Raw genomic sequence first — 23218 nt, forward strand, 5'->3', positions numbered from 1 at the left:
CTTTCGCTAAATGCTTATAATCTTTATGAATTCCCAAAAAACGCAATATTAAAATTTATATACTTGTTCTTCAAGGTAACTTATTACATTTTTTAATTGTCTTAATGTATCTTTTTGTGACTGCTCGTTAGTTGTATCAACATTAGTAGATAATTTTGTAATGCTATTTTTTATTAGATTTAAATCTTCTTTATAGCGCTTTAGTAGATCAAGTTCTACATCTACTTGATTTGCAAACGTATGCAAATCATTTTGTGTAAGAAGAAGCATTGATTTTTGTAAATCAGCTATTGATAATTTCGTTGTTAAATCATATATTTTTTGATTTTGTTTCTCTAAATCATCTAAATATGCTCGCTGTTCTGCTGTTAATTTATTTACTTCAGCAAAAACGCCAAATGTTTTCTTAATCTTTTCGGTATCAATGGCTTTCATCAGGTCATACTCTTGTGTTTTTGCTGCGGCTGCGGCTGCGGCTGCTATTTCACCTTGTTTGCTTTTCTCAATTGCTTCACGAGCTGCTTTTTTTGCTGATTCAATCTCTAGAGCAGTTTTACCTTGTTCTGTCGCTTCTTGCGCCGCTTTTTTCTCCGCTTCTAGAATAGAGTTGTTAATTTCTTTTCCTTTGTTATACGCTGCCACCCCTGCTTGAGCAGCCGGTTCAATAATTTCTTTTGAAAGACTATAAACTTCTTTGAATATAGCAAATCCCTGCTCATTTAAAGCTCCTGGTATTAATGCAATTTGTTGTAAATCATTTTGAATTGCTTTTTTGGTATTTAATATTTCATTTTTTAACTGATCTATTTTTCCTGTTCCATCTGTACTTAGTATGCCTTGCGCAGTTGCCACATCAGTATCAAAATCTTTTAATTTTTTATCAAGCTGTAATTTAAGATCTGTTAATTCATTGATTTGTCGTTGCGCATTTTCTTGATTCGTCATAGCCATTTCTTGAAGTACTTCAAGTCTATCCGAAAACCCTTCTCTATCTTCTTTATTGTCTACAAACGATTTTAATGTCGGGTAATAACTATTAAATTTTGTTACAAATCCTTTACTTTTTGAATTTAATAGAATTAACTGTGGATAGAGTTCCGATGACCATTCCTTCATATCTTGTTTGATTAGGAATTGATTGGTATTTAAAGCTGGGACTTCCTCTAGATGTACATTAGGACTCATTAAAGATTGATCAATATACGTTTGGACTAATTTAGAATGCGCACCTAATTTTCGTAATGATGAAGAAATATCCATGTTTTCTTGTTGAGTTTCTGCTTGAACGATTGGTGTTGCGAGAGTATTGATAGGAATAGTTGCTCCAGTTACAATGGATGTTATTAAAAATCCTGTCATTATTTTAGTTTTCATTCCGTACACTCCTTTACCATTGTTTTTATAACTTAATTCATATAACTTGTACGACCGCTCTCTTTGTAAACTGGATAAGAAGGAGAAATCTTTCAGATACGTTAATATCGTTGTTTTTTACTTCTAATAGGATGTAAGGATTTTATTTATCTCTCATTTCGATACTCTATTTTTTAAAATATAAATAACAAAAATTTATTAACTATATTTGAATCAGGCACCTTATGAGTAGTAAATTATTAATTCTTTCCTAAAGTTGCGGTTTAACTTACAGAATCGTGAGGATCAATAAACCAATGCTTACAGTTAATCTTGTCATAACATTGTTTAATTTCAATTTGATAATATCCTTCTTAGTTTTGTCAGCAAACTCCTTACTAGACAACAAAAGATGAAATTATACTGTACATTGCTTATACTTTTATTGCGGAATAACTTCACTTTTGTTATGCAGAAACTTAGAACACGTTTATTACCAATTTGATTCTTGACCTCTTGTAAATAAATTGACTATTTAGAAAATTATTAAAGACATAATGTTACTTATAACTTCACTATAATTCCTATTAGCGTAACCTTCTCCTTTCTGTCTGGTCATACCAGTTATGTTGTTCATTAAAACATTAAATTTTTAATGCGTAAATAGAAAAATTTTGTCGATTAAGCTCGATAATTCACTGTTAAATAAAAAAATGTCCCGAAAAAAATTATATAAATATAGTTATTCGTAAATTTCATTTCTGTAATTGGAATGATTACAAATTAATGTGTATACGGTTAAAAATAACTATTTTAGCTCAACCAAGAAATTTTATTTTAGAAAAAATACTTATAGAATAATATAATAGGTCTTTTTATACTTTTTTACCTTTATTTAGTTATGTATAATTGCATAAAATGTAGATATATTTAGTAATATATGTTATATTATTGATTTTTCACAAAAAATCCTAATATCATTATTAATAAATATCTAGTATGAAGATATTAGTCTATAAACTTATCTTCGTTATAAACATAGGTTTTAAATTACAAAAAAGCTACAAAGCTTCCTTGGAACACTTTGCAGCCTTCTGTCTTTTTATTTCCTTTAGCAAAATAACGGTTAGTGTATTTTTTCAAATTAACAATATGGTACAAAGATTTCCATTGAGCTTTTGCTCACATATGTGTTTATAAAGTCTTCAAGAGCTATTTGTTTGAGCTGACATCAGACTAGTTTATCTGATTCAGAACTATACCGATAAAGTGCAACTTTAATCAGTGGGGGTTTTGTTCATCCCCACTGATTATTAGCCCACACCAATCGGGCTTTTACGGGCAGCCCGCCCCCCACCTAACTTCTTTGCTTTCGCTGAATTTTTAGATGGAGGTCTTACTGCCCGGCAAATAGCGGGATAAATTCAGCACATGATTGTTATTAAAAAAATAGATATACTTTGTTTCTCCATTATTTTTCTAACTCCTAAAAATTGAAACTGTTCCGCTAACAAGATAATATCTGGTTAATCTCATACGTCTATTTGAATACAAGTTCTTTTTCTAGACAAATCACAAACTCTTTCTAGAGTAATAAGTCCAGTATTTTCATCTTTTGGGATACTTACACCCATGTTTAAGTCTTTACATTGGAGACAGCAAATAACAAGCTTATATTATTGTATATTTTTCACGGTACTGCCTAGGAGTCATGCTAGTGATTTTTTTGAAAACTCTTATAAAATAACTTTGGTCATTAAAGTTAAGCCAAGCACAGATATCTGATAACGAATAAGTAGTGAGGGTTAATAATTTCTTTGCTTCTTCCACTCGTTCCCTTTGAATATATTCGCTTAAAGTAATTCCCATTTCTTTTTTAAATAGTTTAGACAGATAAGTAGGCGTAATTTCTAAATGATTAGCAAGTTCATTCAGAGATATTCCATCGTAAACATTTTTATTAATATGTTTTATACATGTAGTAACCGCGTAAGAATACTTTTTTGCATTGTATTCTTTCACACGATCTGCAAAGGTACGTAAAGCGTCCCCTGATAATCGCTTTACAGATTCTACATTATCTAATTGTTCTAGGGTTTGTATATATAAAATACTATGGGCAAAAGCAATATCTGGTGGCAGATTTCCTTCTATTGCATATCGAGTGGCTAAGGTAATCGCAATAATTCCAAGGTTTTTTTGATTCCTGAGCGGATCCTCTACTAGCATAAGTTCAACATCTTCTTGCGAAACCGCATACATATACTGTATTAACTTTTTTTTATTTCCTTCTTTGATAGTCGAAAAGAAATCATTTACTAATGCCATATTGTGCGTTTTAGGTTTGTTTTGTCGACGTTTTAAAATATATAAATCAGGTTTCACATTTTTATTAGGAGTTTCCTCTAGTACTTTATTTTTTTCCAAGACAATATCTACATCTAACTTTTCATTGAAAATCATGTAATGTAATAAAATTCCCATATCAATTAATGTAGTTTTTTTAATCTCAGATAAACACTGATAATAGGCAAGTCTTTCTTGAATGTTATCATTTGATTTAAATTCTTTCTGAAATTTTATGATCATATCATCTGAATCTTTTGAATGTATAGTAGGACCGATTATAATAGTCCCTTTAATATCATCATGATTTTCTATATGAATTAGAACAAAATTTTCAAGATAGTTGTTGCTTCGAAAAAGTGGCAAGTTACAGGGATCGTTTTCTTGATAAATATCACTAAGATGTTCTTCTTTTGAAGAATAAAAAGGACTACAAACATTATCAGATGTAGAATGATATAAAATTTTTCTGTCTGCAGATAAAATATGTACAGGGGCATTAAATGCTTTATGTGCAAGATCACACAAGTGTTGTATATCGATAGAAGTATTCATTACATTCTCCTTTATAGATCCATAAAATATATTTTGTTATATATAATTCACGACAAATAATACTATAAAATATCAAATTAGTACAATTCACAACAAAATATTACTATATCTTTTTTATAAAAATCATATATTATTTAATTGTAGTTAGCATCTAAATATCAGAGTAGATAAGTAAAGGAAATACACTAAGTTCTTTTCTTAATTCTACAAAATATAATTATTGAACTTGAGAAAACAGTGAATTACTTCAAAATACAGTGGTAGTCAATGCGAGGACCAAGCTGGAAAAAGATTTAAAATAAAGCGAAAGTAACAGGAGATACTGTACCACCGCAAGAAACAACAGTCAAAGTTCCAATTCAATCATTTATACAAATTGAATTCAAAAAATAAATACTGCTAATTTAAATGTGAAACTGAAAAACTATTTTGCTCCAAATTTTAGAAAAAGATAATAAAGAAGTTGTGAAATTGGAAACAGATGAAAGCGATACGGCTATTTTTGAAGCACTATGCTTTGAAAAGTACAAGGTGGAGGAAATTCAAGTACTCAATTAAATATTTAATTGAGAGAAAGGTCTTTTCATCAACTAAAAATAAAAAACGAATGGAATATTCAAAAACATGACACTATATTACTGGTCGTAACAATAGTTTTACTTTCCACAAAAGAGGAAAAATATATAGACTTTACAAATACTAAGAATAGCAAACTAGATAGTTTTATTACCGCATCACATAAAGTGAAACTTTAATCAGTGGGGGTTTTGTTCATCCCCCACTGATTATTAGCTCTCACCAATCGGGCTTTTACGGGCAGCCCGCCCCCCACCTAACTTCTTTGCTTCCGCTGAATTTTGAGGTGGAGGTCTTACTGCCCGGCAAATAGCGGGATAAACTTATTATTAATTTCCAAATACAATAGTTGTTAATCAACAAAAAAACTTCAATAATTAAGGTGCACAGTAAATTGACCTCAAAACAGTAATTACTACAATATCAGTTTTTACTTATTCTATAAAAAAGAAATATCACTTAATAATTATTACTTTATATCAATTTAGACATAAAACATTTTATTATATCGGCTTAAGTATTATGAAATTAAAATTACAAATAACACCAAAACTCTTTTAAGGGCTCATACATCGTTCGTATCGGGTTGATTATCTTTTGATACCTATGTCATTAATACAACTAAAAAAGTTTATTGCAAAGGAATCTGAGAGGTTTTTTCAATTTCGAAATTTATTTTTTTGTAAATTAAAGGAAAAATAATCCATATATATATACGGCTTATTTTCTTAGTGTACTCTGTATTGACCTGTTAACTGTTTTTCAGCCATTCGAACTAAGCGTTTTGTAATCTCTCCACCGATCCGAACCATTTGCAGATGATGTGATGTATCAGGTCCCAGTGTGACTCCTAGTTCAAAAGCAATTTCATACTTCATTTGCTCAATAGTACTTGTAGTAGCAGAAATAAGAATTTCATTTGTATTACTTTCGCATCTTTGAATATTTATAAATAACATGTACCTAATTATGCTATTTATGCATAAGCAACCTAATTTATTCCAGTATTTTTATAGGAACCCTTTCCCTCCCCTTATTCCACCAATTAAATTTGAAACACAAATGTACATTGCATTTCAATATAACAATAAAAGCTACAAAAGCAACGAATTTACTATTTTAAAGTTAAGTGTTTAACCTTGAAGTACTTAAATTCTTTTTTCCAGATAAAGCATACATTATATCTTGATGTTTTATTGTCCTCTTATAATTATGTGGTATCGGGAATTTATTTCGGTGTTCTTTTATTATAATTAAAGTTTGAAGTTCTATGTTCAATACTTTTGCGAGGACATGATAGTTATATCCATTGTTTAACAGAGAAATTATGTCATAAAACATAGTTTTTCCACCCACTAATTTTACTAATTTATTCTTTAACTCATCCCCTTTTTCTTTAGCTTCATCAATTTCTAACAACATAGATTTTTTATTTGTCTGCTTAATGTATTGAGTATACAACTCTGGGAATTCTTTTTGTACTTCTTTGTTTAATACTGGTTTATATTTAATCATATAAGTAACTTGTAACAATGAGCGTTTTAACAAACTATCTTCAATGAGATACGCTACTTTATTAAATAAATGGACATATTCCTCAATATTGGAATAACTATTAAAATGAGCTAATACTCTACTTTTTATACTAAAAGCCTTGCCTACATAAATAATATTGTCATTATAATCTTTAATGAAATAAATACCACTGTCAGATTTTTTCAATTTATTATCTAATTCTTCTATACTCATAAAATGCAATTCACTCATACTTCTCTCTCCTTAGCAGTTTTAAATCGTAAAAAACAAGCAAGGTTTCTAAAAAAGTACTTAGCTGCCCTAGCATCTCTGATTTTATCTCTTGCTAAATGTCAAAAAACTGTTTCTATGTTCCTCAACTATCAATATGATTATTAATAAAATTTTCTATCGTTATTATCTCGCAATTTTATCATGTAATTTCGAGATCGTTTCCTCATTTAAATTACTGTGTTTTATCGAATAAAGGAAATATATTACTACCCCAATAGTAATCCAAATACTAAAGTACACCCATGTCCTTAACGGTAAATTTAGCATTAAAAACAAACAGCATACAATTGCAACGCATGGTAATACAGGTACAAAAGGTACCATAAATCCACGTTTTAAATTTGGGTGTGATTTACGTAGAATAATAACTGATAGACAAACTAACGCAAACGTCACCAAACTACCGATATTAACTAAATTAACTAATTCTTTCAAATCAATAAACCCAGCTATTATAGAGCTCCCTATTCCTGCCAATCCAGTTATAAAAGTGGGTGCTCCAGTTTTCTTATTAACTTTCGCAAATGATTTCGGTAACAATCCATCACGACTCATTGCAAAGAATACTCGTGTTGCCGCATACATATTGGAAAAAATAACAGCCATAAGGCCAATTACAGCACCTGCAGCAATTGCACCAGCGACTTTTCCTTGTCCTACAACTTCCATTACATAAGCCATCGCCTCAGGAACATTTAATTCTTTATAGGAAACCATTCCTGTCATAACAAGGCATACCATAACATAAATAATTGTACATATGATTAATGATGCAATAATACCGATCGGAAGATTACGTTTCGGATCTTTTACTTCTTCTGCTGAAGTTGCTAATATATCAAAACCCGTAAAAGCGAATAAAATAGCTGCTCCACCCGTAAAAACTCCACTTAAACCGTATGGTGCAATTGGTATCCAGTTCATTGGTTTTACATAGAATATACCAACCGTAATAAACAACAAAATCATTCCAATTTTAATCAATACCATTGTATTATTGATTCGTTTACTTTCCCTCGTACCACGGGATAACATCCATGCTAATATCAATGTAATGATTACTGCTGGTAGATTCACAATACCACCATGCGAAGGAATCGTTACTAGAGCTTTAGGTATCTCTAATCCAAATCCCTTTATTAAATTGTGGAAATAGCCTGTCCATCCAGCAGCGACAGCCGCTGTTGCCACGATATATATTAATAGCAATGACCAACCTACTAGATGAGCAACAAACTCACCAATTGTTGCATATGAGTATGTATATACACTACCAGACGCCGGGAGTGTAGAAGCAATTTCCGCGTAACATAATGCTATAAATCCACATATAATTGCTGCAAGTATAAATGAAAAAACAACTGCTGGGCCAGCATTTCTTGCTGCTACTAATCCAGTTAACACAAGAACACCCGTTCCAACTATCGAGCCTACCCCTAACATAATTAAATCAAATGCTCCTAATGTTTTCGTTAAAGTCTTGCTTTGATTATGCTCTAACAATTGTGTAACGGATTTCTTTTTTAGTAAATTACTCATATTTTCTGTATCCCCTTTAAAATAAGGTTTATTCTTCTCGTTAGTGTTGTATATAAATTTACTTAGTTATTAACTAGCCTCATAATATTTCTTTTACATTAAATAGATTTAAAATATTATATAAATTCGCTTCTCACTTACTAGTTAAACTAGACATTTCCATAGATTTTTGCGTACAACGTTTCATAGCTGAAATGATAGCTGTTCTTAAACCTTTTTCTTCTAGCGTTACTACAGCCTCTATCGTCGTTCCACCTGGAGAACAAACCATATCCTTCAATTCACCTGGATGTATTCCTGTTTCCAATACCATTTTTGCAGAACCTAATACAGCCTGAGCCGCAAATTTATAAGCTTGTTTTCTCGGCATACCGCCAAGTACAGCAGCATCTGCCATGGCTTCTATAAACATATACACATATGCTGGAGAAGAACCACTAATAGATGTAACAACATCCATTAGTTTTTCATTTATGACCTCCGTCTGGCCGAAAATATTAAATATGTTCAGTACCTCTTTTATATCTTTTTCTGTAACCATTTCATTAAAACATAACGCAGACATTCCTTCTCCAACAAGTGCCGGTGTATTAGGCATTACTCTAACAACTTTTAACTTTCTACCAAATTCATTCTCAGTGCTCTTAATACTTTTCCCTGCAGCAATAGTTACAACGATTACATCATTTTTTATTTGATCTTTTATTTGGTTAATTACCGATGAGTATAAATCTGGTTTGATTGATAAAATTAAAATGTCAGCGCTGTTAGCGACTTCATTGTTGTTAATAGTTATAGTTATGCCATATTCATTACTAGCATTTTTTAAATTAATGACATTTAAATCTGAACAAATTATTTGATCTGGAGAAACTATATTTTTTTTAATCATCCCACCTATCATAGCAATACCCATGTTTCCACATCCGATGAATCCTATTTGTTTATTCATAATAATTTGCTCTTACTCCTTCTACTCTAAATTTTATTGATTTTGAAATTATTATTCTAAATAAGGGCTATTACAATTACTTGGTTTATCAATAGAATTTCAAAATTCTCCTTCCTATATAGAGCTTACATATACCTCTAATAACTTCTTTGCTTTCGCTGAATTTTGAGGTGTGGGTCTTACTGCCCGGCAAATAGCGGGATAAAATCATTTCTTTAATCTATAATAAGAAGGACATAAAAAAACAAAAAGTTACAAAAATTTTCAAATTAAAACTTTTATAACTTTTTGTTTTGATGTAAATATAATTTCAATTAATGTATCTCACCGTTTTAAACTTGACGCTCCATAATCTTGTATAGTTACATTTATATGATATTTAATCGGTACTTTACTAAATGTTTGATCCCAATCTTTTTTGACTTTCTCCCATGTTCTCGGGTGTTTAATTCTTAATTGGTTGCCAAAACCCGCAATATCGACTTGGTATTCTTTTTGTATTTTTTTTGTAACATGATGTACTAAGTGCTTTACTTCTTTTTCAATAGCTTTTTCTTCCCTTTTTAAAAATTCATTTTCAAAATCTTTTCCTGATTGCATCCAATTTTCAGACAAACGCCCTTCTGATTCAATGTTTACATCAAAGGAAATATTATTTCCGTTAACATGTGGTATGATTTTGCTTTTTATTGACTTTATCTCGTATATAATAAGTTTCTTTGATTCTTTATCAAAAGTTTTTACCACACCACCATTCCTTTTTCCGTTTATCCATACTACTCCTTCCAATTCCTGTTCATTTAAAAAGCCCATCAACTTTTTTGTCTTCCCTTTAATTACAGCAGCTCCTGCAAATTTTGTTTCTCCTTTTATCGAGATTACATTTTGCAAAAGAAAACTGGACCCTGACCGCATCTTTCCTTCCAATTTAGCGAGCGATACAGGAGGTAAAATCCTTGTTGTTCTATTTCTATTATCTGCAATTCCAGACAAACGAAATGCTGGGATTTCTCCTTTTTTGTTTGATTCCAGTACCTCCTTCGCTAGACCCTTGCTAATTAAGAGCATACAGCTAAGCCGAACTTCATTGTCACGGAGATACTGTTCAAGTAATTGTTCTAAACTGAATGTACGTACAAGACTATCACTAATAACAATGTTTTTTAAATGTGGGCTGAACATTGTGCTCTCTCTTTTCAATGAAAACTCACGAACAATTTGATGAATGGAATCACCGGTCTCAGAAACATTTATATAACGTTTTTGTTGTCCATTTCCTTTACTTTGTGCTTGCGAACTAACAATTTGATAAGTAGCTGTTATAAGATTTCTTTTAGGATAACCTCCTTCCTCATCCTCTTTCTCAATTGTTGAATCCTTCCCTTTATCTAGTGCTATACCTGCAGTTAAACTCAACTCTTCTACTTCTTTACTGCTCCAACATCCTGTTAAAAATAGAAGCAAAAGCGTCCATAACAAAGCCAAATAGAACCGCATATAATTAAATTTATTTTTCACACTACTCCTCCTTTTAATCGCGTAATAATAAGAAGAAGCAGTGGCAGTAAACCAAATAAAAATAAAGCAGCATTACCGAGCATATCCCCCAATTTAAGCAAGTCATTTATATTTTTCGAAGTCATAGCAATGATGTAAATGATTGGAATCAAAGCAAAAATAAACGGATGAATTCTCTTTTTAAAGAGTTGTGCTAATCCTAATGCAGCTGCATAATAACTAATCGTATAGGTAGCAAATATTTGCATAATCCATATTACAAGCAGTAAAGATTCAAAACGTTCAAATATTAATCCAGAAATTTCAAAACTGCGCATAAGGTCAATTGTCGGCCATGTTCTTGTTACAACCCCATCAATTGATAATGCACCAATGACCATTACAACAGTTATTACATAAAAGATTAACGGAATAGAAATTCCAACTAAAATAGCTTTTACTGCTTTATTTCGTTGTTCCATAAATACCAAAAGAATTAACATAATTTCAGGACCTGTATATGCGAGAGACGTTGTTTTTATCCCATCTAATACTGGTTTAATTCCCAAACCTAATACGGGACGGAGATTATCTATCTCGAATATTCCGATGCTCATAAAGGAAATGATTAAAAAAATAAAAACAGTAATAGGAAATATTATTTCAAACATCCGTGCAATTGAATTAATACCACTCATAATCAAATAGAGACCTATCCACATAAAAGGCATAACAATAGCCCATGTGGGGGTTCCTTCGAGCAAAAAAAAGCTTATTACTTCTGCCATTGAACGAATTTGAAATGCTGAAGTTGTAAGAAAATACCCTATAATAAGAAAACTAAGTAATCTGCCTATCCATTTCCCTACAATATCTTGACTGTATTGGTAAAATGTTTTTTCTGGAAACTGCTGACTTAATTTGACCATAATTACTCCTGAAACCATTGCCAGTATTCCACCTAATATCACACTTAGCCATACATCTGGTGTTTTCACTTTTTCCACAGATGCTCTGGGCAAAGTGAGGATTCCTGTCCCAAGTATGTAATTTACAATAATAACAACTGCTTGCGAAGTTGTTATTCGGTCTTTAAGTTTAGTAATCACTGAAGGCCACTTCCTTTCGTCATCAGCTACCTTTTGCGGATATTTTTTTTGGTATGCATTATTTTTGGTCGACGTCTCATTATTTTTAATGGCATGCGAACCATAAAATCTTTCCAGTCACTAAATCGATATGGAACAGCAGGGCTGGTATAAGGAACGCCAAAACTTTTCAGTTTCACTAAATGACTGCAAAGTAAAAGAAAGAAGAGAATAACTCCATACAAGCCAAATATCGCAGCACAAAACATAGCTATAAAACGAAGAATGCGTAACGTAATTCCCACACTATATTGCGGAATAGTAAAAGAAGAAATAGCTGTTACCGCAACAACGATAACCATTATTGGACTAACAATTCCTGCTTCTACGGCAGCCTGACCAATTATTAAACCACCCACAATTCCCATTGCAGGCCCAATCGGTTTAGGCAGACGTAAACCTGCTTCTCGCAAAACTTCGATAGCTACTTCCATAATTAACGCTTCTATTAAAGCGGGAAAAGGAACTCCTTCTCGCGATCCGATAATAGAAATAGCGAGCTTAGTGGGAATTAATCCTGGATGAAATGAAATAAAAGAAATATATAGTGCTGGGGCAAATAATGAAACAAAAGCTGTCATGAAGCGTAATAAGCGGAGAAGCGTACCAGGAAGCCACCTTTCATAATAATCTTCTGGTGATTGCAGCAGCATACTAAATGTAACTGGAGCAATTAAAACAAATGGTGTTCCATCTAACAAAATAGCTACTCGACCTTCCATTAAAGCACTAATAACACGATCAGGCCGTTCTGTATTTTGAATCTGTGGAAAAGGACTTAGATAATTATCTTCAATGAGTTGCTCTATATAACCAGATTCGAGTACACTGTCTATGTCAATTTTCTGAATTCTGTTTTTTACTTCATCCACCAATTCTGTACTAGCAAGATCTCTAATAAATGCCACAACTAACTCTTTCTTTGCACGTTCTCCTACTGGTAGCTTTACTAATGATAAGCTCTCATCCGCACAATGTCGTCGCAAAAGTGAGGTATTATCACTTAATACTTCAGTAAAACCGACCCGTGGCCCTCTGACTAATGCCTCCGATACTGGTTCTTCAATGTTTCGTTTATTTGCTTTTGTTGTACCAAGAATAAACACATCTGCTAAACCATCAATTAAAAGAGCTGTTGAACCTATCAATACTTTGGGTATTAAATCTTTTATGTAATGGACTTCTGCTACTTCACTAATTGTAAGAACTTTATTTTTAATATATTCTTTTGAAACAGTCCCCTCCACATAAGAAGATTCATTTTTATATTCATCAGAAAAATCATCCATTAGTAATTTCATAATATGTTTGTCAATTATCTCTTTATCTGATAGGCCATCAACAAAAACGATCCCAGCCTGAATATCTGTGCGTCCAATATTAAACTTCCGAAAGCGAACATCAGAATTATGTCCGATTTGTTGCTTTATAAGTTCTAAGTTAGAGGCAAAATCATTTGTGAAATGAACGTTTGCATTTTGAGATAGTTTATGCTCTTGTTTCGTTTTAATTTGAATATTATTTTTTTTCACTTGTTTGTCTCTTGACTTCCACCAACTCATTCTTCCCACTCTTTCTCTGACATACGAACCCAATGAAAAAATCTTGAGATAGTATACGGAATTAAAAACAAGATAAAAGCTTGTACAAAGACTTTCCAATCTGGAAGATAAGAGGTAATTATGTTCCACATTTTTATCACCCAATTTATATACTCTGCTAGGATTGAGATTTCTAAAAAACGATATGTACTTAATAAAAAATAACTATAAGATTAAAGAACAGAAAAGCGAGACATTATGCTTATTTAGTACAAATAACCTAATTAGTATAAAAACATTTCTGACCTAAAATACCATTTCCAATTATAATTTGTTAAATATTATCTCCTTTTCCCTTATTTATATGCCCGCATTTGAATTTCAAATAATATAAGGATCAATGATATTTCCTCTTAAAGAAAAAAAGATGCTAGAAGATAGCATCTTTTTTTAAATTCAACTTACTATGTAGTTATATTTTATTTTGGAAATACTCGTTTTTTTTAATGAATATTAATGTTTAAAAAAATAAAAAATACATATTCTTTTGTTCTAAGTTCATGCACTTCTACCAAATCGATACGGAATTTTCTGATTTTAAAACTAATATGAAATAAAGGAGAATAAAAAGAAAAACTATTATCAATCTATCAATTGAAAATAATACTTAACAAGAGTTTATCATCTTAACTCCAAGTGTATTCGTTTTGCTTCAAAATAAAGAACTTGAATAAATTTTTTCGTATCAATACGAGCAGGTAATGTTGGTTCATTATTCAATTCTGTCATCTTTCTCCTTACGGTAGTAAAATCAAAAAATCTAGAAGCATAATTTTCGAACTTCGGGTTTAAAAAATCAGTAAGTCCAAGGGATGCTAAATGGTTTAATGATTGATAAATTGCTCTCCGAATCCGTTGTTTGGAAGCTTCTATGAACCTTTTTAATTCGGCATCTTCAGCTGAATCCCCAAGTTTTTTTTGAGCCAAATTCATAAAAATCTCTTTTAGTGAGGGAAAGCCTTGGTCCAACGTGTTATCTTGTTCATATTTATATAAATAATCTAGCATATCCATTAAATCTTTACTTCCACTTTCACTGGCTATTCCTAATTCAGACAAAAGAAAATGAATGGAATTTTGAAAATGATTAAAAGTATTTAAATGTTTTTCATTACGGTATTTTTCTTGCGCACTTGAATTACTATCCAATTTTAGTACCATATTAAGCGATTCTTGAATGTTTTTTATCGATTTTTCCAAACGAATTCGTTCAATGACTTTCCGAACAACTGTTAATACTTCAATCCGGTTAATTGGCTTAATAATATAGTATTCAACACCAAGCGAATAAGCTTCAGCAATTAATTCTTTTGATTCTACTTGAGAGACCATGATGATTTTCCCTTTAAACGAAGGTTTTATTTGACGGATTGTTTTTATTCCATCTTGAATCGGCATTAACAAATCGATAAATAAAATGTCTATATTTTTAAGGATTAGCATTTGTTGCTCTAAAGATAAACCATCCTCAGCTTCTCCTATAACCTCCCCAAGATCTTCATCCTCGATAATTTGAGCCAACATTGAGCGAACCGCTTTTTCATCATCTACTATATAAAAATACATAGAATCACCCTTTCGAAATTATATGATCAATCCCTAATCTAATTATAAAAATTGATCCTTTTCCTTCGGTTCTGTCCTCAAGCGTAACATCACCTTCAAGTTGTTCGACCATTTCTTTAACATACGATAATCCGATACCTGTCGATGGGTTGCCTAAATCATCATATTTAGAAGTAAACCCAGGCTCAAAAATTGAATCTTTATATTTTGAAGAAATACCAGGACCATTATCGCCTATTTGAAATTCAACAAAATGGTGGTCTTTATTAATGTCAATTGTGATGGTTCCCATACCTTGGATAGCTTCTACAGCGTTTGTAACGATATTATTTATAATAGATAAGATTGTGTAAATATGATAATGAGGATGCACACCATCAATTTTATACACAAATTGGATATCTTTCTCTAGCAAGCGTGCATATTTCGTATTTGCCCGTATAATGATATTTACTAGTTCATGTACAGACATATAATCTGTAAAACTTTCATCAGAAATTAGTTTTGAAAGCCCCGCAAAAATACGTTGGTTATCCTTTTTAACGTCATGGACCTCACCAGCAATTTGTAATGCCTGTTGCCTTAAATCCCCAAACTGAAAATCCATCTGTTTGTGCTCAAAAGAGTCTAAGGTTTTATATAAATCATAGGATTTTTTTGTTATATTCTCAGCATCTTGTAATGTTTTTTTTAAATGAACAGCATCTTCATATAAATTAGAGATGAGCATGAGCATGTGTTCATTTTGTTTCTTTATGTGTCTCTCCCTTGATTGCGCTTCATACAATTTCATCATATTGAAAAAGCTTAGAACTATAAAACTATGGGAACATGCGATAACAATGATCTCATTTATTGCTTCGGATGTGATTGATGTTTTTAATACGAAATATTGAATCATTAATTCCACACAGTCTGACAGTATTTCAATCATGCAACCAATAAAACCAATCATTAGTGGTTGATGATAAAAACGTTTGATTTTTGCTAAATGAAAGAGATACGAATAAGTAAAATAAAAGAAAAAACTAGGATAGTGAGTATGAAAAGCGGCTAGCCAATCCATATTTCCCTTTATAATGACATCCATTGAGATACGAAATACTACAACGACTATCGCTGTTAAAAAACCCGGTAAAAATGCTGGAATTCGTCGAAACAATAACAAAAAAAAGAAAAATGTTGGTGCGCCAAAGCTCATTCTAAATGTTTCATTTAAAGGAAATGACTTTATTTCACCTACTAAGGGTACTGTAAGTATCATTAAAACGAGAATATAGATGTCTTTTTTTACTAAATTACTAAGATTCAAAATAATCACTTCTCACTTTCGCCTAACAGTCAGTATACAAACCTATTTGCATTAATACAATACTTACTCTATTTTTTTCAAAAACTGATAAATAAGATATAAACGAAAGCATTATAGATTGTGAGTATTCATTACACCCTTCTACTTTAGAAAGATACTTTATAACTCAAAAATGTTCAGACACAATATAAGGTCTGAACACTTTTGGACTCGCTCTAACACCAAAATATCTGTGCTCCTTTTTAAAATATACTTAAATCCCATTCTTTTGCAATATGTTCTAACAACATAATTCCTGGTAAACTATTCCCATATTCATCAATGGCTGGTCCGTAAATACCAATACCACATCCATCTTGGAACGATAAATCCTTCCTAGATTTTGAGGGAACAAGTGTCATAATTCCGCCGGATACCCCACTCTTAGCTGGTAATCCAATGAAAGCAGCAAATTTTCCAGAAGCATTGTACATTCCACAAGTTAGCATTAAAGCTTTTGTTAACCTAGCTACTTCTTTAGGGAGCACTTGTTCTTTGCGAATAGGATGATATCCATCATGTGCTAGTATAAGCCCTATTAAGGCAATATCTTCTGTATTTATTTCAATCGAACATTGTTTTAAGTAAACCTCTAGTGTCTCCTCCACATCTGATTCTAGAAAACCATTCTCCTTTAAATAGTATGCTAATGCTCTATTACGATGAGCCGTTTCCCATTCTGATTGAAATACTATTTCATTAATAGCGGGACGCTTCTCTATCATTTTTTCAATTAATACGTATAGAGATTCTAATTTTTCTTGCACCGATGTCCCTGGCAAAAGTGAAGCTATCGTAATCGCTCCAGCATTGATCATAGGATTAAAAGGTTTTCCTGGTTTATGTATCTCTAAACGAATAATTGAATTAAAGGCATCTCCAGTTGGCTCTACGTCAACTCGTTCTAATACATAAGAAATACCGCGACTTAAACAAGCGGCTATAAAACCGATTACTTTTGATATACTTTGTAATGTGAAAGGTATCTCCCAATCTCCTGATTTTATCATTGTTCCATCTGGCTTTACTATACAAATACCTAACTGCGATACATTTATTTCCCCCAGAGCGGGAATATAACTGGCGCTTCGTCCCTTAGCTGCATACGCTCGATAATGAGCTACCCATTGATCTAAGCAAACTTTTTCTTGACCCTCAACTTGAACGCTAGAATCCTTTATCATTTAATCATATTCCCCCGTACTATTAACTTTATATAGAATGATTTTTTCTTTACTATAATCAATAATATTTGCACTAGAACCAAGAAAAATATTCAGACATATTGCAGTCTGAATATCCTTCTTATTACACACTTTTCTTTTTTGAAGTTTTCTCATAACTATCCCAACATTCAATATTTTCAAGTCCTTTAATGTTTTCTTTATAAAAAACAGGATCTTTACCAGCTTTTTTCTGGTTTATATAATCTTGTAACGCCGCAAATGCTACTTTTGAAAGTAAGGTAATAGCAATTAAATTAATAATAACCATAAAGCCCATAAATAAGTCCGCTAAATCCCATACAATTTGAATCTTTGCAACAGAACCAAATACAATCATAGCCAACACACTTATTCTGTATATCATTAACCACACTTTACTTGTATGTAAGAAGCGAATATTTGTTTCGCCATAATAATAGTTGCCAATTAACGCACCAAATCCAAATAAAAAAACAAAGATAGCAAGACAACCCGATGCCCAAGGACCTATGTGTTCACTTAATGCTGCTTGTGTAAGTGCAATACCATTTAACCCCGGTTGTTTATATGCATCAGACAGCAAAATAATAAAGGCAGTGCTAGTACAAATGATCAGTGTATCCGTTAATACACCAAATGCTTGAATCAGTCCTTGTTTCACCGGATGACTTGTTGTTGCTGTTGCGGCAACGTTTGGTGCACTTCCCATACCAGCTTCATTTGAAAATAAACCACGTTTAACTCCATTCATAAGTGCTGCACCAATTGAACCGCCTGCTATTTGTTTAAAACCAAATGCGTTTTGAACAATAAGAGAAAGAACTTCCGGCATTTTTGATATGTTGGTAACTACAACAAATAATGCAACTCCAATGTATAATACCGCTAAAAATACCACCTTGTATTCAGCCATTTTTGCAATACGTTGTACACCACCAAAAATAATCGCAGCGAAAGCAATAGCCATGATTATCCCAACTGTTAGACGATCTGTACCAAATGAGTTTTGAAAAGCAATTGTAACTGTATTTGATTGTACTGAATTGAATACAAGACCAAAAGTAATTGTGATTAAAATAGAGAATAATACTCCCATCCAACGTTTATTCAACCCTTTTTCCATATAATAGGATGGACCACCGCGGAAACCAGTTTTATCTTTTACTTTATATATCTGTGCTAATGTGCTTTCGACAAAACTGGAGGCCGAGCTAATAATAGAAATAATCCACATCCAAAATACAGCTCCAGGACCACCTAATGCAATTGCAATCGCAATTCCTGTGATATTCCCTGTTCCAACGCGGGCTGCCATACCAATACAAAACGCTTGAAAAGGAGAGATTTGATCTTTAGAACCACTTTTCCCCTCCATTAATACACGGACCATCTCTTTTAACATTCGAAACTGTACAAAATTCAATTTAAATGTAAAATAAATTCCGCAAATAACAAGCATAATAATTAACAATTTAGACCATAAAAAATCATTTGTTGATCCGACTAACTCTACAAAAAATCTTTCCATATTATCACTCCATACCAAAAATTTATCTATCATAATCTATATAAAATCACCTATATTCCTTGGCATAAATACCTCATTCATATTCAAATACAACAAGGATAAAAATTTTCTATATTAATAGAATTGGCCTGTTTAAACAAACATCGCAACACGCAACTGCGAAACTGAATTTTCTAAAAACTTACCATTTATACACAAGATGCTCTATCCCCTTCTGCAAAACTAATATTCTTATCCACTAATGTTGTTGTACTATTATGTTTGTTTCGTTTACCGGTGATTTACATTTTAATCATAATAATCAATAGTGATTAACTGGTTTTTTGTTAATTTTCTTAAGAACATGGAAATATCTCCTTTCTTACTACTAATCTCAAAAATAGGCTAGGTAAAAATTTCACGAAAAATCTATAAAGCGCTTTCAATCTTTAACTAAGAGAAGTTTGTCTTTAATTTATAATTAAAAGTACAGAATGTTACGAAAAAGTACAGATTTTTATAAAAACAAAAAATTTTTTAAGATTTTTCATCTAAAAAAACAGTGAGATTTTGTGAATTTTATACAGTATCCAAACGTCGCAGATTTTGTTCTATCTATCCTTTGACAAGTCTCTATTTTCTTCATATAAACATGCATACTTTTTCTCTTTTAGAAGTTCATATAAATTATTTGAAATCAAGAATCAACGGAATATTATAGGAATATTTAAAAAATAAAACATTTAATTTATTTATGGTATCATACAAAAAACATTTGTTTTCTCAATTAATCCCCCTAGTTGGATTCGTCTATATTGCACATATTTACAACATGAAAGACACTAAGAAAAAAAGGATTTTGTTGAAGGGATGAAACATTACAAAACTCTTATTTAGGACCTTATGTCATCCTCTTTTCTAGCAATATCGAGTTATCCCAAAAAACGTATATTTACTAACATAAATTACAGGTGGTGTATTGTGAAAGAAATAGTATTTGTTCAAAATAAAAAAAGACTCCTTATGAAATTCGAATTTTTAAAAAAGGATTTAGTACTTACCATTTCACTGATACTAGCAATTGTCAGCTGCTTAATACATTCGCCAAAGATCGAATATATTAACTTTGAAGTGTTAATTAGCTTATTTAATCTGATGGTAGCCATTAAGGCCTTGGAACAGCTAAAGATATTAGACAAACTTGCCGTTGCGATTTTAAATAAATGCAATAACAGCAGGTCAATATCTATTATTCTAATTTTGTTATGCTTTATTTGCTCCATGTTTGTAACAAATGATGTCGCTCTCCTCACTTTTGTACCAATAACACTTGTCATTAGTAAAAAAACACAAATGAACATGATGGATACAATCATCCTGCAGACAATTGCGGCAAACATCGGTAGTAGCTTGATGCCTATGGGAAACCCACAAAATTTATACCTATATTCTTACTATGGAATTAAGCTCATCCCATTTTTAGGTTCAATCCTGCTTTTAGCTGTACTTGGAATTAGTTTGTTATTTATATTTACTCAAAAACTTCAAAAAACAGATTTGAAAATAGAACTACCTGTTATTACCGTGAAAAATCGAAAAAAAGCTACCGTCTGGATTTTGATACTTATTACTATCATTGCATCTATTTTTGGTGTTATTAATTATTACATTGCGCTAATAGTCACACTGATAGCAGCATTTACGTTAGATAGAAACTTACTATTTAAGATCGATTACTTTCTTCTAATAACCTTTGTCTGTTTTTTTATTTTTATCGGAAACATTTCCCATTCCGATGCACTGGGGACATTTGCTCGCGCTAATTTAAGAGGAGATACTTCAGTCTTCTTTAGTTCCATATTTTTGAGTCAATTGATTAGCAATTTTCCTACTTCAATTCTTCTATCAAACTTTACTTCTGATTGGAAAGCTTTATTACTAGGAGTAAATATTGGAGGGCTTGGAACAATTATCGCATCTTTAGCCAGTGTAATCTCCTATAAACTATTCATTCAGGCCAATGTTAAAGAGAGTAAGGCGTATTTAATTAAATTTAGCATTTACAACTTTGCATTTTTAATCATACTTACATGTATACAATACTTTATCTTTAAATTTCTAAAAATTTTTTAAAAAATTGATTCCTTTAGAAAAACCCAAATTTCTCAGCATTAAATTGAGAAATTTGGGTTTTAATATAGGTATGTTCACTATTTTGAGATGTTCCCAAAGCGAAACTCTTTTAGCTTTTACGTTATTTATTAGAATTCGGTTCATTTTTTATGCACTCAGTTATATAATAAATGACTGAATTTATAGGGTAATAACTTTCAATTAATAATAGAAAGTTATTACAATGTTATTTCATTTTTGAAGTCCTCTTCACAAAATCCTTAATGTCCCTCAAATTTTTCCCGCTAATATTATCTTTGATGGTTAAATTTAGTTCAATTTCTAATTTTGCAAATACTGCTCCTACACAATTATAGATACTTAATCCCTCTATACTCTTTCAAGCGGTAATCCATTCCGATGGAAATTACAAATGACAAAATTTATCCGTTTTTCCTACTTGCTAAATTCAGCAAGTAAAATGTTTTTAAAAACTTCTGGATTATTAAGGTTTAAACTGTTCGAATTGATAGCGAGTGTATGTTTACCTCCAAGCGTTCCACCAGCAAAAGTGGAAAACCCTGGAACGGCCCCCCTGTGTCCCCATACCGAGACACCGTTCGGAAGCTTAATTTCAAGTATTCCAAGACCATATCCGGTTCCCTCTCTATTTGTAGGAACTGTAGTAAGCATTTGTTTTAACTGCTGTTCCTTCAGTAATTTGCCACCTAGTAAGCAAGAGAAGAATTTGTTTAAGTCGTCAGCAGTAGAAATCATATCTCCATCCGAGCTACCTGGGTTAATATAAGTAACATCTTTTAGCTCACTCGCTCCGTCTAGTTGCAAATAGCCACGGGCATGCTTGGTGCCTGGAATCACGCTTGAATTACCAGGTAGAAATGTATTTGACAAATCAAGCGGTTCAATAATCCGATTTTCAACCTCTTCCGCATAGCTGTTTCCTGTTACTTTTTCAATAAGGATTCCTAGTATTACATATCCTGTATTTGAATAAGACCAACCCTTTCCTGGGGCAAAGTCTGGGGGAAGTGAAATCCCCATCTTTACAAATTCTTCAGCCGTATACGATTTTTTTATATCCGTAATATCAAAGTCTTTTGAATTTATATAGTCAGCAATACCACTTGTATGATTCAATATTTGCCGGATCGTAATCTGGTTACCATCATATCCGTTTCCTTGAATAACACCAGGTAACCATTTTTCAATGGAGTCGTCTAGATTCAAACGGTTCTCTCCAGATAATTGAAGTAGAACTGTTGCAATGAACGTTTTCGTCACACTGCCAATGCGAAAGCGAAAATCTGCTTTCATTGGTTTCTTAGTTTTCAGATCCGCTACCCCAGCTGTATAACTCCAAGTTTTACCCCCCTTAGAAATTTTAGCGAGTATTCCCGGGTATCCAAGTTGCAGTTCATCTCGCATTGCTTTCTTAACGGAAGTACGATCGCTTTGCGTACTTGTTTGTAACGAACTAGATACATTTTGCGTAGGTTCTGCTTTTACAATTAATGTTGGTGTTATGTATAACAGGGAACTTCCACCTATTAAAAGTGCTAGACTTGCACATGTAATTTTACTGCGTGTTTTCATAAAGAATTCCTCTCTTCTATTTAAATTATATTGATGGCTGATAGCTGTCTCATATACTAACCACACAGCTATCAACTCTCCCAATGATAAAAGTCAACACTGAATTTGCAATCAACGTACTAATCATTATTTTCACAAACACCATTGTGTTCTAACAATCTCTAAATCACTCTTTTTCCACATACATATTAACCATAGAAATTACTTCTTTTCCTTAAAACACTCTTGTTACTGATTATTTGTTTTATATGTAGGCCGTACTTGTTCCCCCCTTCATGCCTCCTTATATTTTTATCCTACACAATGAAAATCTCTTTTTTCTTACCTATTCCTTACAAATTCCTTACATACAAAATCACTTCTACAATAGGATTGAAGTAGTATCTGTGCCCGAAAACGCAAAAAACACCGATGCTTTTCGCTTCAGTGTTTTTGCGCTTTACATATTGTAAGATTCGTTTTACTCTTAACAGGTTAAACTGCTGAT

16 protein-coding genes are annotated in these 23218 nt (G+C 32.0%); 2 read left to right on the forward strand and 14 right to left on the reverse strand.

The window, feature by feature from the left end; translation table 11 throughout:
- Positions 1–48 precede the first annotated feature (48 nt).
- Together hblC and N2V80_RS15415 are read right to left on the reverse strand one after the other, a co-directional pair.
- Positions 49–1374 (reverse strand): hemolytic enterotoxin HBL lytic component L2, encoded by a 1326-nt coding sequence (gene hblC / locus N2V80_RS15410; protein WP_061655836.1) that lies wholly within the window; start codon positions 1372–1374, stop codon positions 49–51.
- A 1650-nt stretch (positions 1375–3024) separates the two neighbouring features.
- Positions 3025–4254 (reverse strand): helix-turn-helix domain-containing protein, encoded by a 1230-nt coding sequence (locus N2V80_RS15415; protein ID WP_001097905.1) that lies wholly within the window; start codon positions 4252–4254, stop codon positions 3025–3027.
- Positions 4255–4683: 429 nt separating this feature from the next.
- On the opposite strand from N2V80_RS15415, the gene N2V80_RS15420 reads away from it, so the two are divergent.
- On the forward strand, positions 4684–4812 hold the full coding sequence (locus tag N2V80_RS15420) for a hypothetical protein (RefSeq protein WP_000939299.1): 129 nt from the start codon (positions 4684–4686) through the stop codon (positions 4810–4812).
- 746 nt (positions 4813–5558) lie between these two features.
- Here N2V80_RS15420 and N2V80_RS15425 read toward each other — a convergent pair.
- From N2V80_RS15425 to N2V80_RS15475, 11 genes are all read right to left on the reverse strand, one after another.
- Positions 5559–5789 (reverse strand): alpha/beta-type small acid-soluble spore protein, encoded by a 231-nt coding sequence (locus tag N2V80_RS15425; protein WP_000897397.1) that lies wholly within the window; start codon positions 5787–5789, stop codon positions 5559–5561.
- A 166-nt stretch (positions 5790–5955) separates the two neighbouring features.
- Positions 5956–6597 carry an excinuclease ABC subunit C gene (locus tag N2V80_RS15430; RefSeq protein WP_001292158.1) on the reverse strand — a complete coding sequence of 214 codons (642 nt, stop codon included), beginning with the start codon at positions 6595–6597 and terminating at the stop codon, positions 5956–5958.
- Positions 6598–6762: 165 nt separating this feature from the next.
- Positions 6763–8178, reverse strand: a complete 1416-nt coding sequence (locus N2V80_RS15435) for an amino acid permease (RefSeq protein WP_000067454.1) — start codon at positions 8176–8178, stop codon at positions 6763–6765.
- 133 nt (positions 8179–8311) lie between these two features.
- Positions 8312–9130 (reverse strand): pyrroline-5-carboxylate reductase, encoded by an 819-nt coding sequence (gene proC / locus N2V80_RS15440; protein WP_061655831.1) that lies wholly within the window; start codon positions 9128–9130, stop codon positions 8312–8314.
- Between the two features lie 324 nt (positions 9131–9454).
- A complete protein-coding gene (locus tag N2V80_RS15445) occupies positions 9455–10648 on the reverse strand; it encodes a Ger(x)C family spore germination protein (protein ID WP_000790799.1) in 1194 nt (397 codons plus the stop codon).
- Complete coding sequence (locus tag N2V80_RS15450) at positions 10645–11736, reverse strand: spore germination protein (RefSeq protein WP_061655832.1); 1092 nt, start codon at positions 11734–11736, stop codon at positions 10645–10647. Before N2V80_RS15450 ends, N2V80_RS15445 begins: the two co-directional genes overlap by 4 nt.
- A gap of 26 nt (positions 11737–11762) precedes the next feature.
- On the reverse strand, positions 11763–13337 hold the full coding sequence (locus N2V80_RS15455; protein ID WP_061655833.1) for a spore germination protein: 1575 nt from the start codon (positions 13335–13337) through the stop codon (positions 11763–11765).
- Between the two features lie 660 nt (positions 13338–13997).
- Complete coding sequence (locus N2V80_RS15460) at positions 13998–14942, reverse strand: response regulator (protein WP_061655834.1); 945 nt, start codon at positions 14940–14942, stop codon at positions 13998–14000.
- A gap of 4 nt (positions 14943–14946) precedes the next feature.
- Positions 14947–16263: a sensor histidine kinase gene (locus N2V80_RS15465; protein ID WP_000584793.1), complete on the reverse strand. Its 1317-nt coding sequence runs from the start codon at positions 16261–16263 to the stop codon at positions 14947–14949.
- Between the two features lie 233 nt (positions 16264–16496).
- Positions 16497–17477 carry a glutaminase GlsA gene (gene glsA / locus N2V80_RS15470; RefSeq protein WP_000588648.1) on the reverse strand — a complete coding sequence of 327 codons (981 nt, stop codon included), beginning with the start codon at positions 17475–17477 and terminating at the stop codon, positions 16497–16499.
- A 124-nt stretch (positions 17478–17601) separates the two neighbouring features.
- Positions 17602–19026 carry an alanine/glycine:cation symporter family protein gene (locus N2V80_RS15475; RefSeq protein ID WP_000439285.1) on the reverse strand — a complete coding sequence of 475 codons (1425 nt, stop codon included), beginning with the start codon at positions 19024–19026 and terminating at the stop codon, positions 17602–17604.
- 960 nt (positions 19027–19986) lie between these two features.
- On the opposite strand from N2V80_RS15475, the gene N2V80_RS15480 reads away from it, so the two are divergent.
- Positions 19987–21138 carry an anion transporter gene (locus N2V80_RS15480; RefSeq protein ID WP_000659286.1) on the forward strand — a complete coding sequence of 384 codons (1152 nt, stop codon included), beginning with the start codon at positions 19987–19989 and terminating at the stop codon, positions 21136–21138.
- Between the two features lie 435 nt (positions 21139–21573).
- Here the strand turns inward: N2V80_RS15480 and N2V80_RS15490 are convergent, their stop codons facing one another.
- Positions 21574–22731, reverse strand: coding sequence for a serine hydrolase domain-containing protein (locus N2V80_RS15490; protein ID WP_002103315.1), 1158 nt, complete (start codon positions 22729–22731; stop codon positions 21574–21576).
- Positions 22732–23218 lie beyond the last annotated feature (487 nt).

Source organism: Bacillus sp. FSL W8-0640, assembly GCF_038007725.1.
GTDB lineage: Bacteria > Bacillota > Bacilli > Bacillales > Bacillaceae_G > Bacillus_A > Bacillus_A cereus.